We start from the raw sequence: 17,970 nt of genomic DNA on the forward strand, positions 1-17,970 counted from the left end.
CTTTCCGTAGAAAGGTCTTTAACCGATGCAGAACATTCGCTCCATCTTCTTCATGCTCGCTGGCGCCACCGTTTTCGTGGCCATGCTGCTTCTTACCTTTTCGGTCACGCTCGCCGTCGGCGGCATCCTGACCGTGCTTATGGTTGGCCGCGCCCTTTCGATGAAGATGAAGCCCGCTCCCGTCCGCGCTCGCGCTGACGGCAAGCGCGAGATGCGCGTCTGGAACGACGGCCGCGGCACGATCATCGATCTCTGATCGCTTTTCGCTGAAAATGTGACCAACATTGTCGGCTCACGCTTCCATGCTACGTCCTTGAAGCAGCCAGGCATTCGGCCGGCACTTTAAAAACGAATGGAGGACGAGCATGGATGCGACGAAGAGCAACCAGACCAAAATGCCGCCGGTCAAGAATGGCCTGCTTCCCTATCTGACGGTCGACGGCGCGGTAAAGGCTGCGGAATTCTACAAGGAGGCTTTCGGCGCCGAACAGGCCTATATCGTGCCGCCCGACGAGAGTGGCCGCACGATGCATGTGCACCTTTATATCAACGGCAACTCGCTGATGCTGTCGGATGCCTATCCGGCATATGGCCATCCCTTCAAAGGCCATGAAGGTTTCGCCATCCAGCTGGTTATCGACGATATCGATTTCTGGTGGGATCGCGCCGTTGCTGCTGGCGCCGAAGTCGTCATGCCGGTCGAACTGATGTTCTGGGGTGACCGCTACGGCCAGCTTCGCGATCCGTTCGGCGTGCTCTGGGGCCTGAACGCACCGTCCAAGTAAAGGGACACGTATATAATCAGCGGCCGCGCGAAACGTCGCGTGGCCTCCATTAACGAAAGATTCTTCTTCATTTCGACGAAAAACTGGAATAGATGCAAAATCAGAAGTACGTTTTGCTGAAATGGAGCATGGGTCATGGATAAATTCGTGAAGCTCACGGGCGTTGCAGCCCCTTTGCCGGTCGTCAATATCGACACCGACATGATCATTCCGAAGGACTATCTGAAGACCATTAAGCGCACCGGCCTTGGCAAAGGCCTTTTCGCCGAAGCCCGCTTCAACGAAGACGGCTCCGAAAACCCTGATTTCGTGTTGAACAAGCCCGCCTACCGCGAGGCAAAGATCCTGGTTGCCGGCGACAATTTCGGCTGCGGCTCCTCGCGTGAGCATGCTCCCTGGGCACTGCTCGATTTCGGCATCCGCTGCGTGATCTCCACCAGCTTCGCCGACATTTTCTACAACAACTGCTTCAAGAACGGCATCCTGCCGATCAAGGTCAGCCAGGGAGAGCTCGACAAGCTGATGGACGATGCCGAGCGTGGCTCCAACGCTGTTCTGACCGTCGACCTCGAAAACCTCGAAATCACCGGTCCGGACGGCGGCTCGATCACGTTCGCTCTCGATGAATTCAAGCGTCACTGCCTGCTGAACGGTCTCGACGATATCGGCCTGACGATGGAAAAGGGCAAGGCGATCGACGACTTCGAAAAGAAGAACGCCGCCTCGCATCCCTGGGCCGCCTGAGCCCCGACGAATTGCCTATCAATCAAGCCGGGCTTCTCGCCCGGCTTTTTCTTTTCTTTGGTCGCAGCTCAGAGAAACTTCTCTTTCCAGGCATCAAGCTTTTCGAGCGACACGCCGATGCCGCCGCAAACTTCGATCAGCGGATTGTCGAAGCGGGAGAGTAGACCGGCATGCACGTCCGCAACAGCGAGCGCCGCACCGCAGGCCGGCTCCACCAGAATGCGCTGCGCGTCGGCAAATTTCAGGCAGGCGGCCACGGCATCGGCATCGCTGACGAGAACGCTTTCGATCGGATGATGCTTCGGCAGGTCGAAAACATATCGCGCCACCTGCCGCGCGCCAAGCGACGTGGCAATCGAGGTGATGGCCGGAAGCGAGATGCGCTCATTGGCCTTCAGGCTGGCATTGAAGGAGGCCGCGCCTTCCGTCTCGACGGCAATAACAGGCACGTCTGAAAGTCCATTCCGCTTCAACCCTTCGACAATGCCGGCAAGCAGTCCGCCACCGCCAACACTGGTAACGACGCAATCGAATTTGGCGTCCTTTGCCACGACTTCGTCGATCAGCGTGGCATGGCCATCCCACAGAAGTGGGTGATCGAAGGGATGCACATAGGTCGCCTTGCGGCTCTCAGCGAGTTCGATCGCATGCGCATTGGCCTCGTCAAAGACAGATCCATGGACCAGCACATTGGCGCCCGTTGCGGCAATCGTCTTGCGCACATCAGGCGCCGTCGTCTCTGGCACCACGATGGTGACCGGCACGCCGAGCGCCCGCCCGGCATAGGCTGCGGCAATGCCGGCATTGCCGCCGGAGGCGCAAAAGATCTCGCGCGCACCGTTTTCGACCTCGTGCTGACAAAGCCGGCCGACCCCGCGCAGCTTGAAGCTGCCGGAAGGCTGCAGTGCATCGAGCTTCAGCCAGAGCGGCTTGCCGCTGGCGCTGTAATCGGGTGCCGTCTGAAGGAGGGGCGTGTCGAGATGGAGAGGCGCGAAAGACATGGAGAATATCCGGAAAAGAACAGGTGGGGCTGTCGTTCTAGCCCGTTTGCGGCCACGGGAGCAACCTTGCCGGACATCACATGAGGCGGAGGCAAGCGTACCGATTCACCCTTTCTCTCGCTTGAAATGCCCATTTCCGGGGTCTAAGAAACCGCAACCTGTTTTTCCGCGGAGGCTTTCATGACAGTGCGCAATCTTTTCCTGCTGCCGGGCGACGGCATCGGCCCCGAAGCCATGGGCGAGGTCCGCAAGATCATCGCCTATATGAACGAAGCAATGAATGCCGGCTTCGTCACCGACGAAGGCCTCGTTGGCGGCTGCGCCTACGATGCGCATGGTGCGGCAATCTCCGAAGACGACATGAAGAAGGCGCTTGCCGCCGATGCCGTACTCTTCGGCGCCGTCGGCGGCCCGAAATGGGATAGTGTTCCCTACGAAGCGCGCCCGGAAGCCGGCCTGTTGCGCCTGCGCAAGGATCTGGAACTCTTCGCCAATCTGCGTCCGGCGATCTGCTATCCCGCGCTCGCTTCCGCTTCCTCACTGAAGCCGGAACTGGTCGAGGGTCTCGACATCCTCATCATCCGCGAACTGACGGGCGGTGTTTACTTCGGCGAGCCGAAGGAAATCATCGATCTCGGCAATGGCCAGAAGCGCGGCATCGATACCCAGGTTTACGACACTTACGAGATCGAGCGTATCGCCGGTGTCGCCTTTGAAATGGCCCGCACCCGCAACAATCGCGTCTGCTCGATGGAAAAGCGCAATGTCATGAAATCGGGCGTCCTCTGGAACCAGGTCGTGACCGAAACGCACAAGGCGAAATATTCCGACGTGCGGCTCGAACATATGCTGGCCGATGCCGGCGGCATGCAACTCGTGCGCCAGCCGAAGCAATTCGACGTCATCGTCACGGACAATCTCTTCGGCGACATGCTGTCGGACGTTGCCGCCATGCTGACTGGTTCGCTCGGGATGCTGCCTTCCGCCTCACTCGGCGCGCCTGACGGAAAGACCGGCAAGCGCAAGGCGCTCTATGAGCCGGTGCACGGCTCGGCGCCCGACATCGCCGGCAAGGGCATCGCCAATCCGATTGCCATGATTGCCTCCTTCGCTATGTGCCTTCGCTATTCCTTCAATCTGGTCAAGGAAGCAGATAATCTTGAAAAAGCGATAGCCAACGTGCTCGACAAGGGCATCCGCACTGGCGACATCATGGCACCGGGCAGCCGCCAGGTCGGCACCGTCGAGATGGGCGACGCCATCCTCAACGAGTTCAAGATCCTTTCCGCCTGATATTTCACGTGAAACGCTTTTCGGCCCTTCGCACCCGTGCGGAGGGCTTTTTGCTTGGCACGGTCTTATCCATCGGCGTCCAGAGCGGTCATTACCAAAATTGATTAGAAATTATCTGAGCAAACCCGTTCTCTGTCGTAATCCTGTGCATTTTTGCCGCCTATCTCATACCCATGGGTTATACGGATAGTAGGAATGCGGGAACTTCTGGTCTCCTTGGACAGGCGCTGGCGCAGAAATGGATGCGTCATGCCACCATTGCGGTGGCGCGCATGCCTTTTCATTACTTTGAATGCCGTCATCCTTTCCATGCTGATCTTCGATGCACCGATTGGTGCCGGCCACCTGCCGGAACCCATTCAGCGCTTCGGGGAGATGTTGACCGATTTTGGCGATTCCGCCTGGCTGATCCTCACCAGCGTCCTGCTCTTCTTCCACGGCAGAGCTGGCTACAGGCTCTTGAAGAGCGCAAGGGCCAAGGCCCAGGCGCTCTATGTGAGCTGGATCGGCGCCTATCTGTTCACGACCGTTGTCTTTTCCGGCCTGCTCGCAAACCTTCTGAAACGCACGATCGGTCGAGCGCGTCCCGAACATTTCCACGATCTCGGCGTGCTTTCCTTCACGCCCTTCTCCGGCCATGCAGCACTGGAGAGCTTCCCGTCAGGTCATTCGACCACGGTGGGCGCTTTCTTTGCCGCCCTTGCCCTGCTCTTCCCGCGCTACCGGGTTCCCTTCATCGCTTGCGCCATCTGGTTCGGCATGACGCGTGTCATGGTCGGCGCGCACTATCCGAGCGATGTCATTGCCGGCCTCGCCTTCGGCGCCTGGTTCTCGCTGCTGACGGCAATCGTCTATGCCCGCTACGGCCTGCTTTTCAAACTTGCGCCAGATGGCTGGCCGATGTCCAAGCGATACTTCCCAGACGCATAAGAAATGGCGCATGAAAAACCCGGCGCCTTTCGAGCGCCGGGTCTTTGATTTCAATATGTTCGCCACGCCTTAATCCAGCGCATGAATATCCCGGTTCTTGGTTTCCGGCAGGAACAGCATGCCGATGACCAGCGTGATCGCTGCGAAGACGATCGGATACCAGAGACCGTAATAAATGTTGCCGGCGGCGGCACTCATCGCGAAGGCCGTAGCAGGCAGCAGGCCGCCGAACCAGCCATTGCCGATATGATAGGGCAGCGACATGCCGGTATAGCGAATGCGGGTCGGGAAGAGTTCGACCAGTAGGGCCGCGATCGGGCCGTAGACCATCGTCACGTAGAACACGAGCACGAACAGGATGGCGATCGTACCAACCCAGTTGACGCGGGCAGGGTCGGCTGCCATCGCAAACGAACCACCGCCAGGGATCGTGTAGACGGCCATGTCCGTCACGCTTTTTGCTTCATCCGCCGTCAGCAGCTTGCCGGCAACGAGTTTGTCGACCGGTAGCGTTTCCTTCTGGCCGGCACGTATCGCATCGGCATTGAGGGTGAGTTCTGGATTCGCGGCAATGAAAGCATCGAGCTTGGCATCGGCAACCTTGGCAGCACCGCGCTTCAGCGGATAGCCAGCATCATGAAGGGCAAGATTGACACCCTTTTCGAAGGCTGCATTGGTCTTGGCGGCATCGGCACCGGCAGCAACGGCGTCGTAACCGGTGATCGTTTCGTCACCGACCTTTACGATTGCCGGCTGGCCGGCTGGACCCGCCACCACGTCATAAGGCACCGAGTTCTTGGTCAGGAACGCCGTTGCGATATCGCAGGAACTGGTGAACTTGGAAGTACCAGTCGGATTGAACTGGAACTTGCAATCCGCCGGATCGGCCGTCACCGTTGCCCGAATCGTCGCCTGCGCCTCATAGAGAGCCGGATTTGCCGTATAAGTCATCGCCTTGAACAGCGGGAAATAGGTGACCGCTGCAATCAGCAGACCCGCCATGATGATCGGCTTGCGGCCGATCCTGTCCGACAGTCCGCCGAAGATGACGAAGAACGGCGTGCCGAGGAAGAGGGCGATGGCGACCATGATGTTGGCCGACAGCAGATCGACCTTCAGCACGTTCTGCAGGAAGAACAGAGCGTAGAACTGACCGCCGTACCAGATGACCGCCTGGCCCATGGTGGCGCCCAGAAGCGCGATCAGCGCGATCTTGGCATTCTTCCACTGACCGAATGCTTCCGTCAGCGGCGCCTTCGATCCCTTGCCTTCCGCCTTCATGCGCTGGAAGGCAGGCGACTCGTTCATCTTCAACCGGATCCAGACGGAAATACCGAGCAGGACGACCGAAACGAGGAACGGAATGCGCCAGCCCCAGGCGGCAAAGGCGGTCGAGCCCATGATCGACTGGACCGTGACGATGACGATCAGCGACAGGAAGAGACCGAGTGTTGCCGTCGTCTGGATCCAGGACGTAAAGTAGCCGCGGCGACCGTTTGGAGCATGTTCGGCAACGTAAGTGGCCGCACCGCCATATTCGCCGCCGAGAGCCAGGCCCTGCAGCAGGCGCAGGCCGATCAGGATGATCGGAGCAGCAATGCCGATGGAAGCAGCCCCCGGCAGGATGCCGACCAGGAAGGTCGACATGCCCATGATGAGAATGGTCACCAGGAAGGTGTATTTGCGACCGACGAGATCGCCGAGGCGGCCGAAGACCAGTGCGCCGAACGGACGCACCAGGAAGCCCGCAGCGAAGGCGAGCAGCGTGAAGATGTTACGCGTCGCTTCCGGATACTGGGTGAAATAGGTCGCACCGATATAGGTGGCGAGCGAACCGTAAAGATAGAAGTCATACCATTCGAAAACCGTGCCGAGCGACGAGGCGAAGATGACTTTCTTCTCCTCGCCTGTCATCGGGCCGGCTTTCACACCGTCGACGCTTGCGACATCTGCCATTGTCTGTCCTCCACAGAGTGATGAGCTACGGTCGCGGCCTACTCTCCTCAAAGCATACTTCTGCCACGACACGCCTGACAGAAGTTTGACAGAAAAGACGAGTCAGAAAGAGGGATGCTTTGGGATTATGACTTTAGTCTAATTTTTGTGCGTGGATCACCGCAGGCACGGCACGCCCCACGAAACGGCGAGAAGCATACGCATGGACCCCCTCCGTTTTTCGTTGCAGTCATTGCAACAGGATCGATTCCTCCCGGCAATGGTGCCCTCTGCCTGCTCCAAATGCATGCGCAAAAACCTTGACTCCTGTGGAAAACCCTTTAGGAGCAACGGTGGAAAAGGAATATCCATGGTTCGCTACGAGCACGCCATCGCTGAGCACAATCACCTGGCAGACGATGCCGGGCTGGATCTTGCCGTTCCGGTTTCTTCCAAAACCAAGGCCAAAACGACGACGAAAACCGTCTGACGTCTCTGGCCTGCCGCTCTCTCCCCGGCTCGGCTGGGGACAGGAAGCCGCGATGATATCGCGCCTTTCCCCCTCACCGGACAAGAGGAGAGAAGAAAAAGAGAGCTTGAGAAATGGGTTTCAAAGTTGCAGTTGCCGGAGCCACCGGAAATGTCGGGCGGGAAATGCTCAACATTCTCTCCGAGCGCGGTTTCCCGGCCGATGAAGTCGTAGCACTCGCCTCCTCCCGCTCCCAGGGCCTCGAGGTTTCCTACGGCGATCGGACACTGAAGGTCTCCAATCTGGAGAACTACGACTTCTCCGACACCGATATCTGCCTGATGTCGGCCGGCGGCGAGGTTTCCAAGCGCGTCTCCCCGAAGATCGGCCAGCAGGGCTGCGTCGTCATCGACAATTCCTCGGCATGGCGCTACGACGCCGACGTGCCGCTGATCGTTCCGGAAGTAAATCCGGACGCGATTTCGCTCTTCACAAAGCGTAACATCATTGCCAACCCGAATTGCTCGACCGCCCAGCTCGTCGTCGCGCTGAAGCCGCTGCATGACTTCGCCAAGATCAAGCGCGTCGTCGTCTCGACTTACCAGTCGGTTTCCGGCGCCGGCAAGGACGGCATGGACGAGCTCTTCAACCAGACACGCGCCGTCTTCGTCGCCGATCCGATCGAGAACAAGAAGTTCACCAAGCGCATCGCCTTCAACGTCATCCCGCACATCGACACCTTCATGGAAGATGGCTACACGAAGGAAGAGTGGAAGGTTCTGGCTGAAACGAAGAAGATGCTGGACCCGAAGATCAAGGTGACCTGCACTGCGGTGCGCGTTCCCGTCTTCATCGGCCATTCGGAATCGGTCAACATCGAATTCGAAAACGAGATCACGGCCGACCAGGCCCGCGATATCCTGCGCGATGCGCCGGGTTGCCTTGTCATCGACAAGCACGAGGATGGCGGCTACATCACGCCTTACGAATCTGCCGGCGAGGACGCGACCTTCATTTCGCGCATCCGTGAAGATGCCACCGTCGAAAACGGCCTCAACATCTGGGTGGTCTCCGACAACCTGCGCAAGGGTGCAGCTCTCAACGCCATCCAGATCGCCGAACTGCTCGTCAATCGGGGTCTCGTCAAGCCGCGCAAGCAAGCAGCCTGATACCATTTGTAAACCATAATATGCTAAAGCCCTGCTCGACGAGTGGGGCTTTTCGGGCAAATACCGCCGTATAAGCGTTCGCTAAAGGGCGACCGTGACAAAATCGCCGGTGACTGGCATTCTCTTGCCCGGCCTGAAAACTATGCAGATCGAGAGCGGGGTTTCTCAATGCGCATGACAAAATTGATTCTGGCGGCCGCCGCGGCAATGGGCGTCCTCCATGCCATACCGGCGTTCGCGCAAGGCGCCCAGTGCGGTAACACCAGTGCCGGTTTCGAAGCCTGGGTTGCCGATTTCAAACAGACGGCGGCAGCCAATGGTGTGAGCCAGTCCGTCCTCAGCCGCGCCTTCGCCAATGTCAGCTACAACAAGCCGACGATTTCGGCCGACCGCGGCCAGAAGAGCTTCAAACTATCCTTCGATGCTTTCATGAAGAAGCGCGGCGGCGCCGCCATCATCTCTCGCGGACGGTCGATGAAAGCCGCCAACCAGGCTCTTTTCGCCTCGATCGAGCGCCGCTTCGGCGTTCCGGCCGGTCCGCTGATCGCCATCTGGGGCATGGAAACCGGCTTCGGCAGCTATATGGGCAACCAGCATACGATGTCCGCAGTCTCTACCCTCGCCTATGATTGCCGCCGCTCGGAATATTTCACAGACCAGCTTTATGCGGCCTTGCAGCTCGTTTCGGAAGGCTATCTCAGCCCGCAAGCCCGAGGTGCTGCCCATGGCGAAATCGGCCAGACGCAATTCCTGCCACGCAACGTGGTGCGTTACGGCGCTGACGGTGACGGTGACGGCCGCATCGACATGGTCGGTTCCCGCGCCGATGCGCTGGCCTCGACCGCCAATTTTCTCAAGGGCCATGGCTGGCGTGCCGGCGCCGGCTACCAGCCGGGCGAACCGAACTTCGTCGCCATCCAGGGCTGGAACGCCGCAACGGTCTATCAGCAGGCGATCGCCTATATCGGCCAGCAGATCGACGGCAATTGAAGAGACGTCCGGTAGGAAAATGATACGACGCCGCATGCGAATGCGGCGTTTTCATATGCGGAAATCGTGGGTTCCCCCGGCAGCCTTGCGCCGCTCTTCCTGCGGTGCCGCGGAAGGAACAATAGTGCCGGCAACGACGCAATTGCGCCCCGAGGCCTTGGCCGCATAGAGCGCGTGCTTCAGCACGATGTCGCCGGCATCGTGGCCAACGGCTGGAAGGCTGGTGTTGAAACGCGCGCGTTTGCTGTCGACAAACTGCGCCTTTCCATCATGGGCGCCTTGGTCATCTCGCCAGGATTGTTGAGATAGGTTCGGATCGCAAAGAACTCTGCCAGGATCTCGTTGGCCGCATCGATCCTGCACGGGCAAGAACATCGGCAAAGAGATTGTTATTTTCGAGCGCGTGGTACTGCATGAGCGAGGAGCGGATCAACACCACTCGTTCAATACGAACGGCAGCAGGATAGCGACCGGCACTCACCTACTTGTATTCTTGAATTTCACCACTTCGAAATTCGTGACCAATCCGCGCGCGTAGCACTCCACAAGCGAGCTTACTGGACTATCTTAAAAACCGATAAAGCGGTCTATCCCCCGATTTCGGGACGGATGAAGTCGAGTGACTCAGAATCCATCACCCAGAGCTCGCCGGTCGAAATATCGAACCAGGCGCCATGAAGCTCCAGCTTGCCTTCTTCCTCGAGCGCCTTGATCTCGGGAAAAGTCCTGAGATTACTGATCGAGTTGCGGATGGAGACCCGCTCCAGCGCGGTCTGCCGCTCGGCCGGCGTCATGACGTCGTTGCTGCCGATCTGTTCGGCGGCCGGGCGGACGAGCGACATCCAGCGACCGATGAAATCGCCCGGCGACAAAGGCTCGGCATCAGGATCGAGTGCTGCACGAATGCCGCCGCAGCGGCCATGACCCATGACGACGATATTCTTGACCTTCAGGGCCTGCACAGCGAATTCGAGTGCTGCCGACGTAGAATGAAAATGGCCGTCCGGTTCAAAAGGCGGAACCATGTTGGCAACGTTGCGGATAACGAAGAGTTCACCGGGCCCTGCATCGAAGATCAGTTCGGGGGCCGCGCGCGAGTCGCTACAGGCAATGACGAGCGTCGTCGGGTTTTGCCCGTTTTCCGCAAGCTGCCGATACCGATCGCGGGCATCGGCATATCGTCCGCTCATGAAGTTGCGATAACCAGCCAGAAGGGAGTTGGGAAAGCTCATCATGCCCCTGGATTAACGCGCGCGTGAGCCAAGATCAATGCTGCGCTGCAAAGCGTGGCCTATTTTTTCCGCCGTTGGGCAGGATGGACGAGGTGACGCATCTGCACCATTGCCATAGGCGTCAAAAGGCTGGAGGCATCGCTTGCCAGCATCAGCTCATTGCTGCCGCGCTTGACGGCGCGCGCCAGCACTTCGAATACGCTGGCGGTCGCCAGTTGCAGCGCCTTTTCGTCCTCCATTCCCGAGAGCAGGCGGGACAGGAAGAGAGCCGCGAGCAAATCCCCGAGACCGTTCGGCGGATTCTCGACGACACGATGTTCGGCAAGCAGGGCATGTTTCCCGGAGAGATAGAGGTTACCGGTGCCACCCGCCATCATCGGCACCGCCGACGTGACCAGCATGCGCGACGGACCGAGCGCAAGTGCAGCTTCCATGACCGCACTATTATCATCAAGCGCAGCGCCCGAAAGCCAGGCAAGCTCGTAGCGGTTCGGCGTTGCGAGCGAGGCAAGCGGTATCAAGTGGTCACGGATCGCTTCGGCCGTTGCTTCCGGTACGTAGAGGCCGCCGAGATCACCGATGACCGGATCGCAGACATAGAGCAGCTCCGGGTTCTTCTCACGCAAGGATGCAACGAGTTTCGCAACAGAGCGGGCCTGAGCCGCATTGCCGAAATAGCCGGATAGGACGGCCTTGACCTCGCCGATCCACGGCGCGCGAATGAGATCGTCGATCGCTGCCTCGAAATCGGCTTCGGCGAAAGTGAGCCGTGTCGAGCGGCCGTGACCGGGGTGCCAGGGTAGCACGATCGTCGGCAGCGCCCAGACCTGATGGCCGAGCGTTTCCAGCGCGAAGACCGCAGCGCGGTTTCCGACCGACCCGCGCACGACATGGCTGGAAATGACGATGACTGCGCCTGCTGCGTTTTCCGACATGGCATCCGAATCCGAATTTGACCGCCGTTGATGATCTTTTTGACAAGGCGCTGTCAACCATTCTTCACGCGAGCGTGGAAATGTGGGGACGGGTAGGAAAAGCCGGATAAGGACACTTTGCCGCCTATCGACACAAAACGACCTAAAAACTTTCGAAATCTCTCGCCAGCTTAGTCAAAAAAGCACGAAAACTACTTTTCGAAGCCGTTTTTTAAAGATTCTTTCGAAGAGCCTTCTGCTAACTTGCCCATATCAAAACAAATCGGGGGGATGATCCATGGCTGCCAGAAACAATCCGAAACGGGAAAAGCAGATCGAAAGCGCGCGCAAAATCGCGGCTGCGACTGGCGAACCTCATCTCGATCCCGAAATCCTCTTCGGCAGGGCCAGCGGCGACGATCTCGAACTCTATACGCCGGAAATGCTGGCGCTATCAGCCGTGCACTCGGCGGCCGAACTGGCCGCCTGGAACGGCAAGATGCCGCGTGTCAGCATCGATACGATCGCCGACGTCACCCCCGATGGCGTCGCGGTCTCCATTCTCTCGGTGACGGATCACAACAAGCCTTTCCTCTACGAATCCGTGATGGGCGAGGTGACCAGCACCCATCGCGACATCTACATGGCGGTTCACCCGATCCTGATCATGGAAGACGGCAAGGCTCCGAAACTTTACTCCGCTGATGTGCCGAGCGATCCGGCAAAGCGGGTCAGCCATATCCAGCTTCATATCTCGCCGCTCGCCGCCTCTCAGGCCGCCGATCTCATCAAGCGCATCAAGGCAGTGCTCGAGCAGGTGGAGCTTGCCGTTTCCGACTGGAAGCCGATGCTGTCGCGCGTCGACGAGGTGATCACGGAGCTTTCGAACTACAATGCCAGCCGCAAGAAAGCCGATCGTGATGAGGCAGTCGCCTTTCTGACCTGGCTGCACGACGAGAATTTCACCTTCCTCGGCATGCGCGATTACGTCTATTCCGGAAAGGGAACGGATGCGAAGGTTGAACGCGACAAGGGAACGGGCCTCGGCATTCTCTCCAACCCCGAAGTTCTGGTTCTGCGCACTGGCAAGGACGCGGTGACGACGACACCCGAGATCCTCGCCTTCCTCGATGGCCCGGACTTCCTGATCGTCACCAAAGCCAATGTGAAGTCCACGGTCCATCGCCGCGCTTACATGGACTATGTCGGCGTCAAACGTTTCGACGCACAGGGCAACGTGACAGGAGAGCTGCGTATCGTCGGCCTCTTCACCTCGACCGCCTATACCTCGTCCGCTACCGAAATCCCGCTGTTGCGCTCCAAGATCGAAAAAGTGAAGGAGCATTTCGGCTTCGACCCGATGAGCCATTCGGGCCGTATGCTCGACAACACGCTTGAATCCTACCCGCGCGACGATCTTTTCCAGATCGATACCACGCTGCTTGCGAGCTTCGCCGAGCAGATCAACGATCTAGTCGATCGCCCGCGCGTTCGCGCCCTACCGCGCGTCGACCATTTCGACCGCTTCGTTTCTGTCATCGTCTTCGTACCGCGCGAAGAATATGATTCGATCGTGCGCGAACGCATCGGTACCTATTTGAAGACCGTCTATGACGGCCGCGTTTCCGCTTATTACCCCGCCTTCCCGGAAGGTGGCGTGGCGCGCGTGCACTTCATCATCGGTCGTTCCGGCGGTAAGACGCCACGCATCCCTCAAGCCAAGCTCGAGGAGACGATCCGCCAGATCACCGCGCGCTGGGACAGCCGCTTCGAGATGCTCGCCGGCCCCAAGGCGCCGAAGCTCGGCGTCAGCAACGCCTTCCAGGAAGCCTTCACGCCGGATGAAGCGGTCGGCGATCTGCCCGACATCGCCGCATGCGCCGCCGGCGAGCCGATCCGCATCGAATTCTACTATCGCCAGGACGATGAACGCGGCCGCATCCTGTCGCTGAAGATCTTCCATAGTGGCGAGCAACTGCCGCTGTCGCGCCGCGTGCCTCTACTCGAAAACCTCGGCTTCAACGTCCTGAGCGAACGGACCTTTGATATCGAAGTTCCGGCCGCCGACGGCGCCATCAACATCGTCGTGCTGCACGACATGGAACTCGAGGCCCGCAGCGGTGCGGACATCGACCTCGCACGTTTTGGCGCACCGCTCGAAGAGGCTTTCGTCGCAGCCTTCAGCGACACGATTGACAATGACAGCTTCAACCGGCTGATCCTGTCGGCCGGCCTCTCGGCCCGCGAGGTGAACGTACTGCGCGCCTATGCGCGCTATCTGCGCCAGGCTGGCATCGCCTATTCGCAGGACTATATCGCAACCACCCTCGACAAATATCCTGCCATCACCGCCTCGATCTTCCGGCTGTTCCACGACACGCTCGATACGAAGCTGTCGGAAAAGGCTCGTATCAAGAAGCTCGCCGAACTGCATCGGGCAATCGAAGCCGAGCTTGCCAACGTGCCGAGCCTGGATGACGACCGTATCCTACGCCGCTATATCAATATCGTCGATGCGACGCTGCGCACCAATTATTTCCAGCGCAATGCCGATGGAACACCGAAGGCGATGCTCGCCTTCAAGCTCGACCCGCATCTGGTCGATGGCCTGCCGGAACCGAAGCCTTTCCGTGAAATCTTCGTTTATGGCGTCGAGGTAGAAGGCGTGCATCTGCGCTTTGGCCGCGTTGCCCGCGGCGGCCTGCGCTGGTCGGACCGCGCCGAAGATTACCGTACCGAAGTGCTGGGTCTCGTGAAGGCGCAGCAGGTCAAAAATGCCGTGATCGTGCCTGTCGGCGCCAAGGGCGGTTTCTATCCCAAGAAACTGCCGGTCGGCGGCAGCCGCGAGGAAATCTTCAATGCGGGTCGTGAAGCTTACAAGACCTATATCCGCACGCTGCTTTCCATCACCGACAACATCTCCGGTGCCGATATCATCCCGCCTGATAATACGGTGCGGCTCGATGGCGACGACCCCTACTTCGTCGTCGCGGCCGACAAGGGCACGGCAACCTTCTCAGACACCGCCAATGCGCTTGCTCAGGAGGCCGGTTTCTGGCTGGACGATGCCTTCGCCTCAGGTGGCTCGGCAGGCTACGACCACAAAAAGATGGGCATCACCGCGCGTGGTGCCTGGGAAACGGTGAAGCGCCACTTCCGCGAGATGGACATCGATATCCAGACGACGCCCTTTACGGTAGCTGGCGTCGGCGACATGTCCGGTGACGTCTTCGGCAACGGCATGCTGCTCTCGCCGAAGATCAGGCTAGTCGCCGCTTTCGATCACCGCGATATCGTCATCGACCCCGATCCCGATATGGAAAAGACGCTTCGCGAGCGCCAGCGCCTCTTCAATCTTCCGCGCTCGAGCTGGCAGGACTTCGACAAGTCCATGCTCTCGAAAGGCGCCATGATCATCTCGCGCTCGGCAAAGTCGGTTACGCTGACGCCGGAGGCTGTGGCGGCAATCGGCATCGACAAGGCGGTCGCCACGCCCTTCGAGATCATGACGGCGATCCTGAAGAGCCCGGTCGACCTGCTCTGGTTTGGCGGCATCGGCACTTACGTGAAGGCAGCGTCGGAAACTGATGCGGAAGTGGGCGATCGCGCCAACGACCCGATCCGCATTACGGCCGACGAAGTACGCGCCAAGGTAATCGGCGAGGGCGCCAATCTTGGCGTTACGCAGAAGGGCCGCATTGCCTATGGCCTGAAGGGTGGACGCAGCAATTCGGATGCTATCGACAACTCTGCAGGCGTCAACACGTCGGACGTCGAGGTCAATATCAAGATCGCGCTGGCAAACGCCATGCATGAACAGCGCCTCAGTCGGGCGAAACGCGACCAGCTTCTCGGCAGTATGACCGATGAAGTGGCCGGCCTCGTGCTGCGCAACAACTACCTGCAGTCCCTCGCAATCTCGCTGACATCTCGCAAGGGAACGGCAAACGGCCTGGAACTCGGCCGTTTCATGAGCGTGCTGGAAGCAGCCGGCCAGCTGAACCGCAAGGTCGAGACGCTTCCCGACGACGCCTCGCTGTCCGAACGCTACACGGCCGGACGGCCGCTGACGCGCCCCGAGATCGGCGTGCTGCTCTCCTATGCCAAGATCGTGCTCTTCGACGCGCTGATCGCCAGTGAATTACCTGATGACCCTTATTTCGTCAGCACGCTCTTCAACTACTTCCCGGCCAAGATGCAGAAGTCGAACGCATCCGACATCGACACTCACCGGCTGAAGCGGGAAATCGTCGCGACTGTCCTCGCAAATGAGGCGATCAACCGCGGCGGGCCGAGCTTTGCCGTGAGCATGATGGATGCCACAGCGGCCTCTGCCTCTGAGGTGGTGCGCGCTGCGATCGTCGCCCGTGATGGCTTTGATCTCAACCGGCTATGGGCCGAAACAGATGCCCTGGACAACAAGGTTTCCGGCGAGGTCCAGAACCGGATTTACGAGGAAATCACCAATAGCTTCACCGTGCTGACACGTCTGCTGCTGAAGACCGGCATGACTCGAGGCGGTATGGCTGAAATCATTAGCCGGCTGCAGGCTGCCCTGAAAAAACTCAAACCTGCCTTTGCCGAGCAGGCGGCAACCGAAGTCTCAGCGCGCCAGCAGGAGTACCAGCAGTCCGGCCTGCCGGAAAAACTGGCCGCCGAAATTGCAGCCCTGCCGACCCTCGCCCTCGTGCCGGAAATAATGCAGATCGCTGAACGGACCGACGAGGCGCTGCCGCGTGCAGCCGAAAACTACTTTGCCGTCACCCGAACCTTCCGTGTCGGGCGGCTGCTTGCCGCGGGTAACCGCATCATCACCTCCGACCATTACGAAAACCTCGCCCTTGCCCGCAGCATCGACCAGATCGCCAGCGCCCGTCGCGATATTGTGATCTCCGCACTTTCCGATCACGGCAAGGAAAAGCAGCCGGTCCAGGCCTGGCATGCGCAGGACAGGATCCGCATCAACCGTATCGTCGAGGAACTTGCGAGCCTCAGTGATGGCGCAGATCCGAACCTCGCCCGCATCACTGTTGCCGCGGGCATCCTGACCGACCTTGCGCGCGACCGGGCGAGATGAGACAGTCCGCCCCAAAAAGGAGCGGACGCTTGAATCGCATTGACTGGACAGGAACGCAGCCGCCGAAAGCCACGGAGAAGGGCATATGGGGCTGGATGCTCTTCGATTGGGCAGCCCAGCCTTTCTTCACCGTGGTCACCACCTTCATTTTCGGCCCCTACTTCGTCTCGCGACTGACGGCTGATCCCGTCTCCGCGCAGACGATGTGGAGCAATATGGCAACGATTTCCTCTATTATCATCGCCATCCTGTCTCCCATACTGGGCTCCATTGCCGATCAGTCAGGCGCGCGCAAACCCTGGATCGCCTTCTTCGCCGTCATCAAGATCGTCAGCCTCTGCTGCCTATGGTTCGCGGCACCCGGCTCGCCGATCATCTATCCCGTCATCTTCATGATCCTCGCCTCGATTTCGGCAGAGTTTTCTATCGTCTTCAACGATTCCATGATGCCGCGCCTCGTCGGCAAGGATGAAGTGGGCAAGCTTTCCAACACTGCCTGGGGCCTCGGCTATCTCGGCGGCATGATCGTGCTGATCGGCGTCGTGGCACTGCTGGCCGGCAGCCCGGAAAGTGGCAAGACCATTCTGGGCCTCGACCCGCTTTTCGGTCTCGATCCTCATACGGGTGAGGATGCGCGTGTCACTGGTCCGATTTCGGCCGTCTGGTATCTGATCTTCATCCTGCCAATGTTCTTCTTCACGCCGGATGCCCGCAAAGGCCTGCCTTTTGCCTTTGCCGTGCGTTTCGGTCTTAAGGAATTGCGCAGCACGCTCAGCGAGTTGAAGACGCGCCGCAGTATCCTGTCCTTTCTCATCGCCCGGATGATCTATCAGGATGGCGTCAACGGCCTGCTGATCCTCGGCGGCGCCTTCGCTGCCGGCATGTTTGGCTGGGCAACGATCGAGATCGGCATCTACGGCATCATCCTAAACGTCGTCGCGATCCTCGGCTGCCTGATTGCCGGACGTATCGACAGGGGCATCGGCTCGAAGGTGACTGTCATCATCAGCCTCACCATGCTGTTGCTGGCCACGATCGGCATTATTTCCACCGGGCCGGGCTACACGTTCTTCGGACTGATGCCGCTTTCGACTGCCGACGGCGGTGGGCTTTTCGGCACGATGGCAGAAAAAGCCTATATTCTCTATGGCCTGTTGATCGGTCTTGCCTTCGGCCCGGTGCAGGCCTCGTCACGCTCCTATCTGGCGCGCAGCGTCAGTCTCGAAGAAGCCGGCCGCTATTTTGGCATCTATGCGCTCTCCGGCCGCGCCACGAGCTTCATGGCGACGCTGTTGTTTTCGATCGTCACCTATTTGACCGGATCGGCACATCTGGGCATGGCGACGCTGATCCTGTTTCTGGCCGGGGGCCTGGTGCTGCTGATCCGGACGCCCTATCCGGCGGATCGCGCGTAACGGGTCCCCCGGGCCG

General features: G+C 59.4%; 15 protein-coding genes. 10 read left to right on the top strand and 5 right to left on the bottom strand.

Going from position 1 to position 17,970, the window contains the following annotated elements; all coding sequences use genetic code 11:
* Nucleotides 1-25 precede the first annotated feature (25 nt).
* The 3 genes from ACK9YZ_RS20600 to leuD all read left to right on the top strand — a co-directional run bounded on the left by ACK9YZ_RS20600 (nt 26) and on the right by leuD (nt 1,529).
* Nucleotides 26-256 (top strand): hypothetical protein, encoded by a 231-nt coding sequence (locus ACK9YZ_RS20600; RefSeq protein ID WP_113310222.1) that lies wholly within the window; start codon nt 26-28, stop codon nt 254-256.
* Between the two features lie 109 nt (nt 257-365).
* Complete coding sequence (locus tag ACK9YZ_RS20605; RefSeq protein WP_416065004.1) at nt 366-785, top strand: VOC family protein; 420 nt, start codon at nt 366-368, stop codon at nt 783-785.
* Between the two features lie 135 nt (nt 786-920).
* Nucleotides 921-1,529, top strand: a complete 609-nt coding sequence (gene leuD, locus ACK9YZ_RS20610; protein ID WP_416065005.1) for a 3-isopropylmalate dehydratase small subunit — start codon at nt 921-923, stop codon at nt 1,527-1,529.
* Nucleotides 1,530-1,597: 68 nt separating this feature from the next.
* On the opposite strand, the gene ACK9YZ_RS20615 is transcribed toward leuD, so the two are convergent.
* Nucleotides 1,598-2,530, bottom strand: a complete 933-nt coding sequence (locus ACK9YZ_RS20615) for a pyridoxal-phosphate dependent enzyme (protein WP_416065006.1) — start codon at nt 2,528-2,530, stop codon at nt 1,598-1,600.
* Between the two features lie 180 nt (nt 2,531-2,710).
* Here ACK9YZ_RS20615 and leuB point away from each other — a divergent pair, with 180 nt between their 5' ends.
* On the top strand, nt 2,711-3,823 hold the full coding sequence (gene leuB, locus ACK9YZ_RS20620) for a 3-isopropylmalate dehydrogenase (RefSeq protein ID WP_416065007.1): 1,113 nt from the start codon (nt 2,711-2,713) through the stop codon (nt 3,821-3,823).
* Nucleotides 3,824-4,018: 195 nt separating this feature from the next.
* Nucleotides 4,019-4,753 (top strand): lipid A 1-phosphatase LpxE, encoded by a 735-nt coding sequence (gene lpxE / locus ACK9YZ_RS20625; protein ID WP_416065008.1) that lies wholly within the window; start codon nt 4,019-4,021, stop codon nt 4,751-4,753.
* Between the two features lie 69 nt (nt 4,754-4,822).
* On the opposite strand, the gene ACK9YZ_RS20630 is transcribed toward lpxE, so the two are convergent.
* Entirely contained in the window at nt 4,823-6,709 is a 1,887-nt protein-coding gene (locus ACK9YZ_RS20630) for an MFS transporter (protein WP_216756367.1), read from the bottom strand.
* A 259-nt stretch (nt 6,710-6,968) separates the two neighbouring features.
* Between ACK9YZ_RS20630 and ACK9YZ_RS20635 the strand changes: the two genes are divergently transcribed.
* The 3 genes from ACK9YZ_RS20635 (at nt 6,969) to ACK9YZ_RS20645 (ending at nt 9,316) form a co-directional block, all read left to right on the top strand.
* A complete protein-coding gene (locus ACK9YZ_RS20635) occupies nt 6,969-7,178 on the top strand; it encodes a hypothetical protein (RefSeq protein ID WP_416066783.1) in 210 nt (69 codons plus the stop codon).
* A 113-nt stretch (nt 7,179-7,291) separates the two neighbouring features.
* Nucleotides 7,292-8,326 carry an aspartate-semialdehyde dehydrogenase gene (locus ACK9YZ_RS20640; RefSeq protein ID WP_216756368.1) on the top strand — a complete coding sequence of 345 codons (1,035 nt, stop codon included), beginning with the start codon at nt 7,292-7,294 and terminating at the stop codon, nt 8,324-8,326.
* Nucleotides 8,327-8,494: 168 nt separating this feature from the next.
* Entirely contained in the window at nt 8,495-9,316 is an 822-nt protein-coding gene (locus ACK9YZ_RS20645; protein ID WP_416065009.1) for a lytic murein transglycosylase, read from the top strand.
* 51 nt (nt 9,317-9,367) lie between these two features.
* Here ACK9YZ_RS20645 and ACK9YZ_RS20650 read toward each other — a convergent pair whose 3' ends face one another.
* The 3 genes from ACK9YZ_RS20650 to pdxY all read right to left on the bottom strand — a co-directional run bounded on the left by ACK9YZ_RS20650 (nt 9,368) and on the right by pdxY (nt 11,483).
* The gene (locus ACK9YZ_RS20650; RefSeq protein ID WP_301925019.1) at nt 9,368-9,502 is read right to left on the bottom strand and encodes a hypothetical protein; all 135 of its coding nucleotides are present in this window, start codon (nt 9,500-9,502) and stop codon (nt 9,368-9,370) included.
* Between the two features lie 401 nt (nt 9,503-9,903).
* A complete protein-coding gene (locus tag ACK9YZ_RS20655; protein ID WP_216756370.1) occupies nt 9,904-10,551 on the bottom strand; it encodes a carbonic anhydrase in 648 nt (215 codons plus the stop codon).
* Between the two features lie 56 nt (nt 10,552-10,607).
* Entirely contained in the window at nt 10,608-11,483 is an 876-nt protein-coding gene (pdxY, locus tag ACK9YZ_RS20660; RefSeq protein WP_416065010.1) for a pyridoxal kinase PdxY, read from the bottom strand.
* Between the two features lie 277 nt (nt 11,484-11,760).
* Between pdxY and ACK9YZ_RS20665 the strand changes: the two genes are divergently transcribed.
* Together ACK9YZ_RS20665 and ACK9YZ_RS20670 are read left to right on the top strand one after the other, a co-directional pair.
* Nucleotides 11,761-16,539: an NAD-glutamate dehydrogenase gene (locus ACK9YZ_RS20665; protein ID WP_416065011.1), complete on the top strand. Its 4,779-nt coding sequence runs from the start codon at nt 11,761-11,763 to the stop codon at nt 16,537-16,539.
* A complete protein-coding gene (locus tag ACK9YZ_RS20670) occupies nt 16,536-17,954 on the top strand; it encodes an MFS transporter (RefSeq protein ID WP_416065012.1) in 1,419 nt (472 codons plus the stop codon). Before ACK9YZ_RS20665 ends, ACK9YZ_RS20670 begins: the two co-directional genes overlap by 4 nt.
* Nucleotides 17,955-17,970: the final 16 nt, after the last annotated feature.

Origin of the sequence: Rhizobium sp. ZK1 (assembly GCF_047782645.1) — a bacterium.
Lineage (GTDB): Bacteria > Pseudomonadota > Alphaproteobacteria > Rhizobiales > Rhizobiaceae > Rhizobium.

Coding starts and splice junctions, on each gene's coding strand:
- lpxE (WP_416065008.1), top strand. CDS start 4,019: ATGCGGGAACTTCTGGTCTCCTTGGACAGGCGCTGGCGCAGAAATGGA.
- ACK9YZ_RS20605 (WP_416065004.1), top strand. CDS start 366: ATGGATGCGACGAAGAGCAACCAGACCAAAATGCCGCCGGTCAAGAAT.
- ACK9YZ_RS20665 (WP_416065011.1), top strand. CDS start 11,761: ATGGCTGCCAGAAACAATCCGAAACGGGAAAAGCAGATCGAAAGCGCG.
- leuD (WP_416065005.1), top strand. CDS start 921: ATGGATAAATTCGTGAAGCTCACGGGCGTTGCAGCCCCTTTGCCGGTC.
- ACK9YZ_RS20655 (WP_216756370.1), bottom strand. CDS start 10,551: ATGATGAGCTTTCCCAACTCCCTTCTGGCTGGTTATCGCAACTTCATG.
- ACK9YZ_RS20670 (WP_416065012.1), top strand. CDS start 16,536: ATGAGACAGTCCGCCCCAAAAAGGAGCGGACGCTTGAATCGCATTGAC.
- ACK9YZ_RS20635 (WP_416066783.1), top strand. CDS start 6,969: ATGGTGCCCTCTGCCTGCTCCAAATGCATGCGCAAAAACCTTGACTCC.
- ACK9YZ_RS20640 (WP_216756368.1), top strand. CDS start 7,292: ATGGGTTTCAAAGTTGCAGTTGCCGGAGCCACCGGAAATGTCGGGCGG.
- pdxY (WP_416065010.1), bottom strand. CDS start 11,483: ATGTCGGAAAACGCAGCAGGCGCAGTCATCGTCATTTCCAGCCATGTC.
- leuB (WP_416065007.1), top strand. CDS start 2,711: ATGACAGTGCGCAATCTTTTCCTGCTGCCGGGCGACGGCATCGGCCCC.
- ACK9YZ_RS20600 (WP_113310222.1), top strand. CDS start 26: ATGCAGAACATTCGCTCCATCTTCTTCATGCTCGCTGGCGCCACCGTT.
- ACK9YZ_RS20615 (WP_416065006.1), bottom strand. CDS start 2,530: ATGTCTTTCGCGCCTCTCCATCTCGACACGCCCCTCCTTCAGACGGCA.
- ACK9YZ_RS20645 (WP_416065009.1), top strand. CDS start 8,495: ATGCGCATGACAAAATTGATTCTGGCGGCCGCCGCGGCAATGGGCGTC.
- ACK9YZ_RS20630 (WP_216756367.1), bottom strand. CDS start 6,709: ATGGCAGATGTCGCAAGCGTCGACGGTGTGAAAGCCGGCCCGATGACA.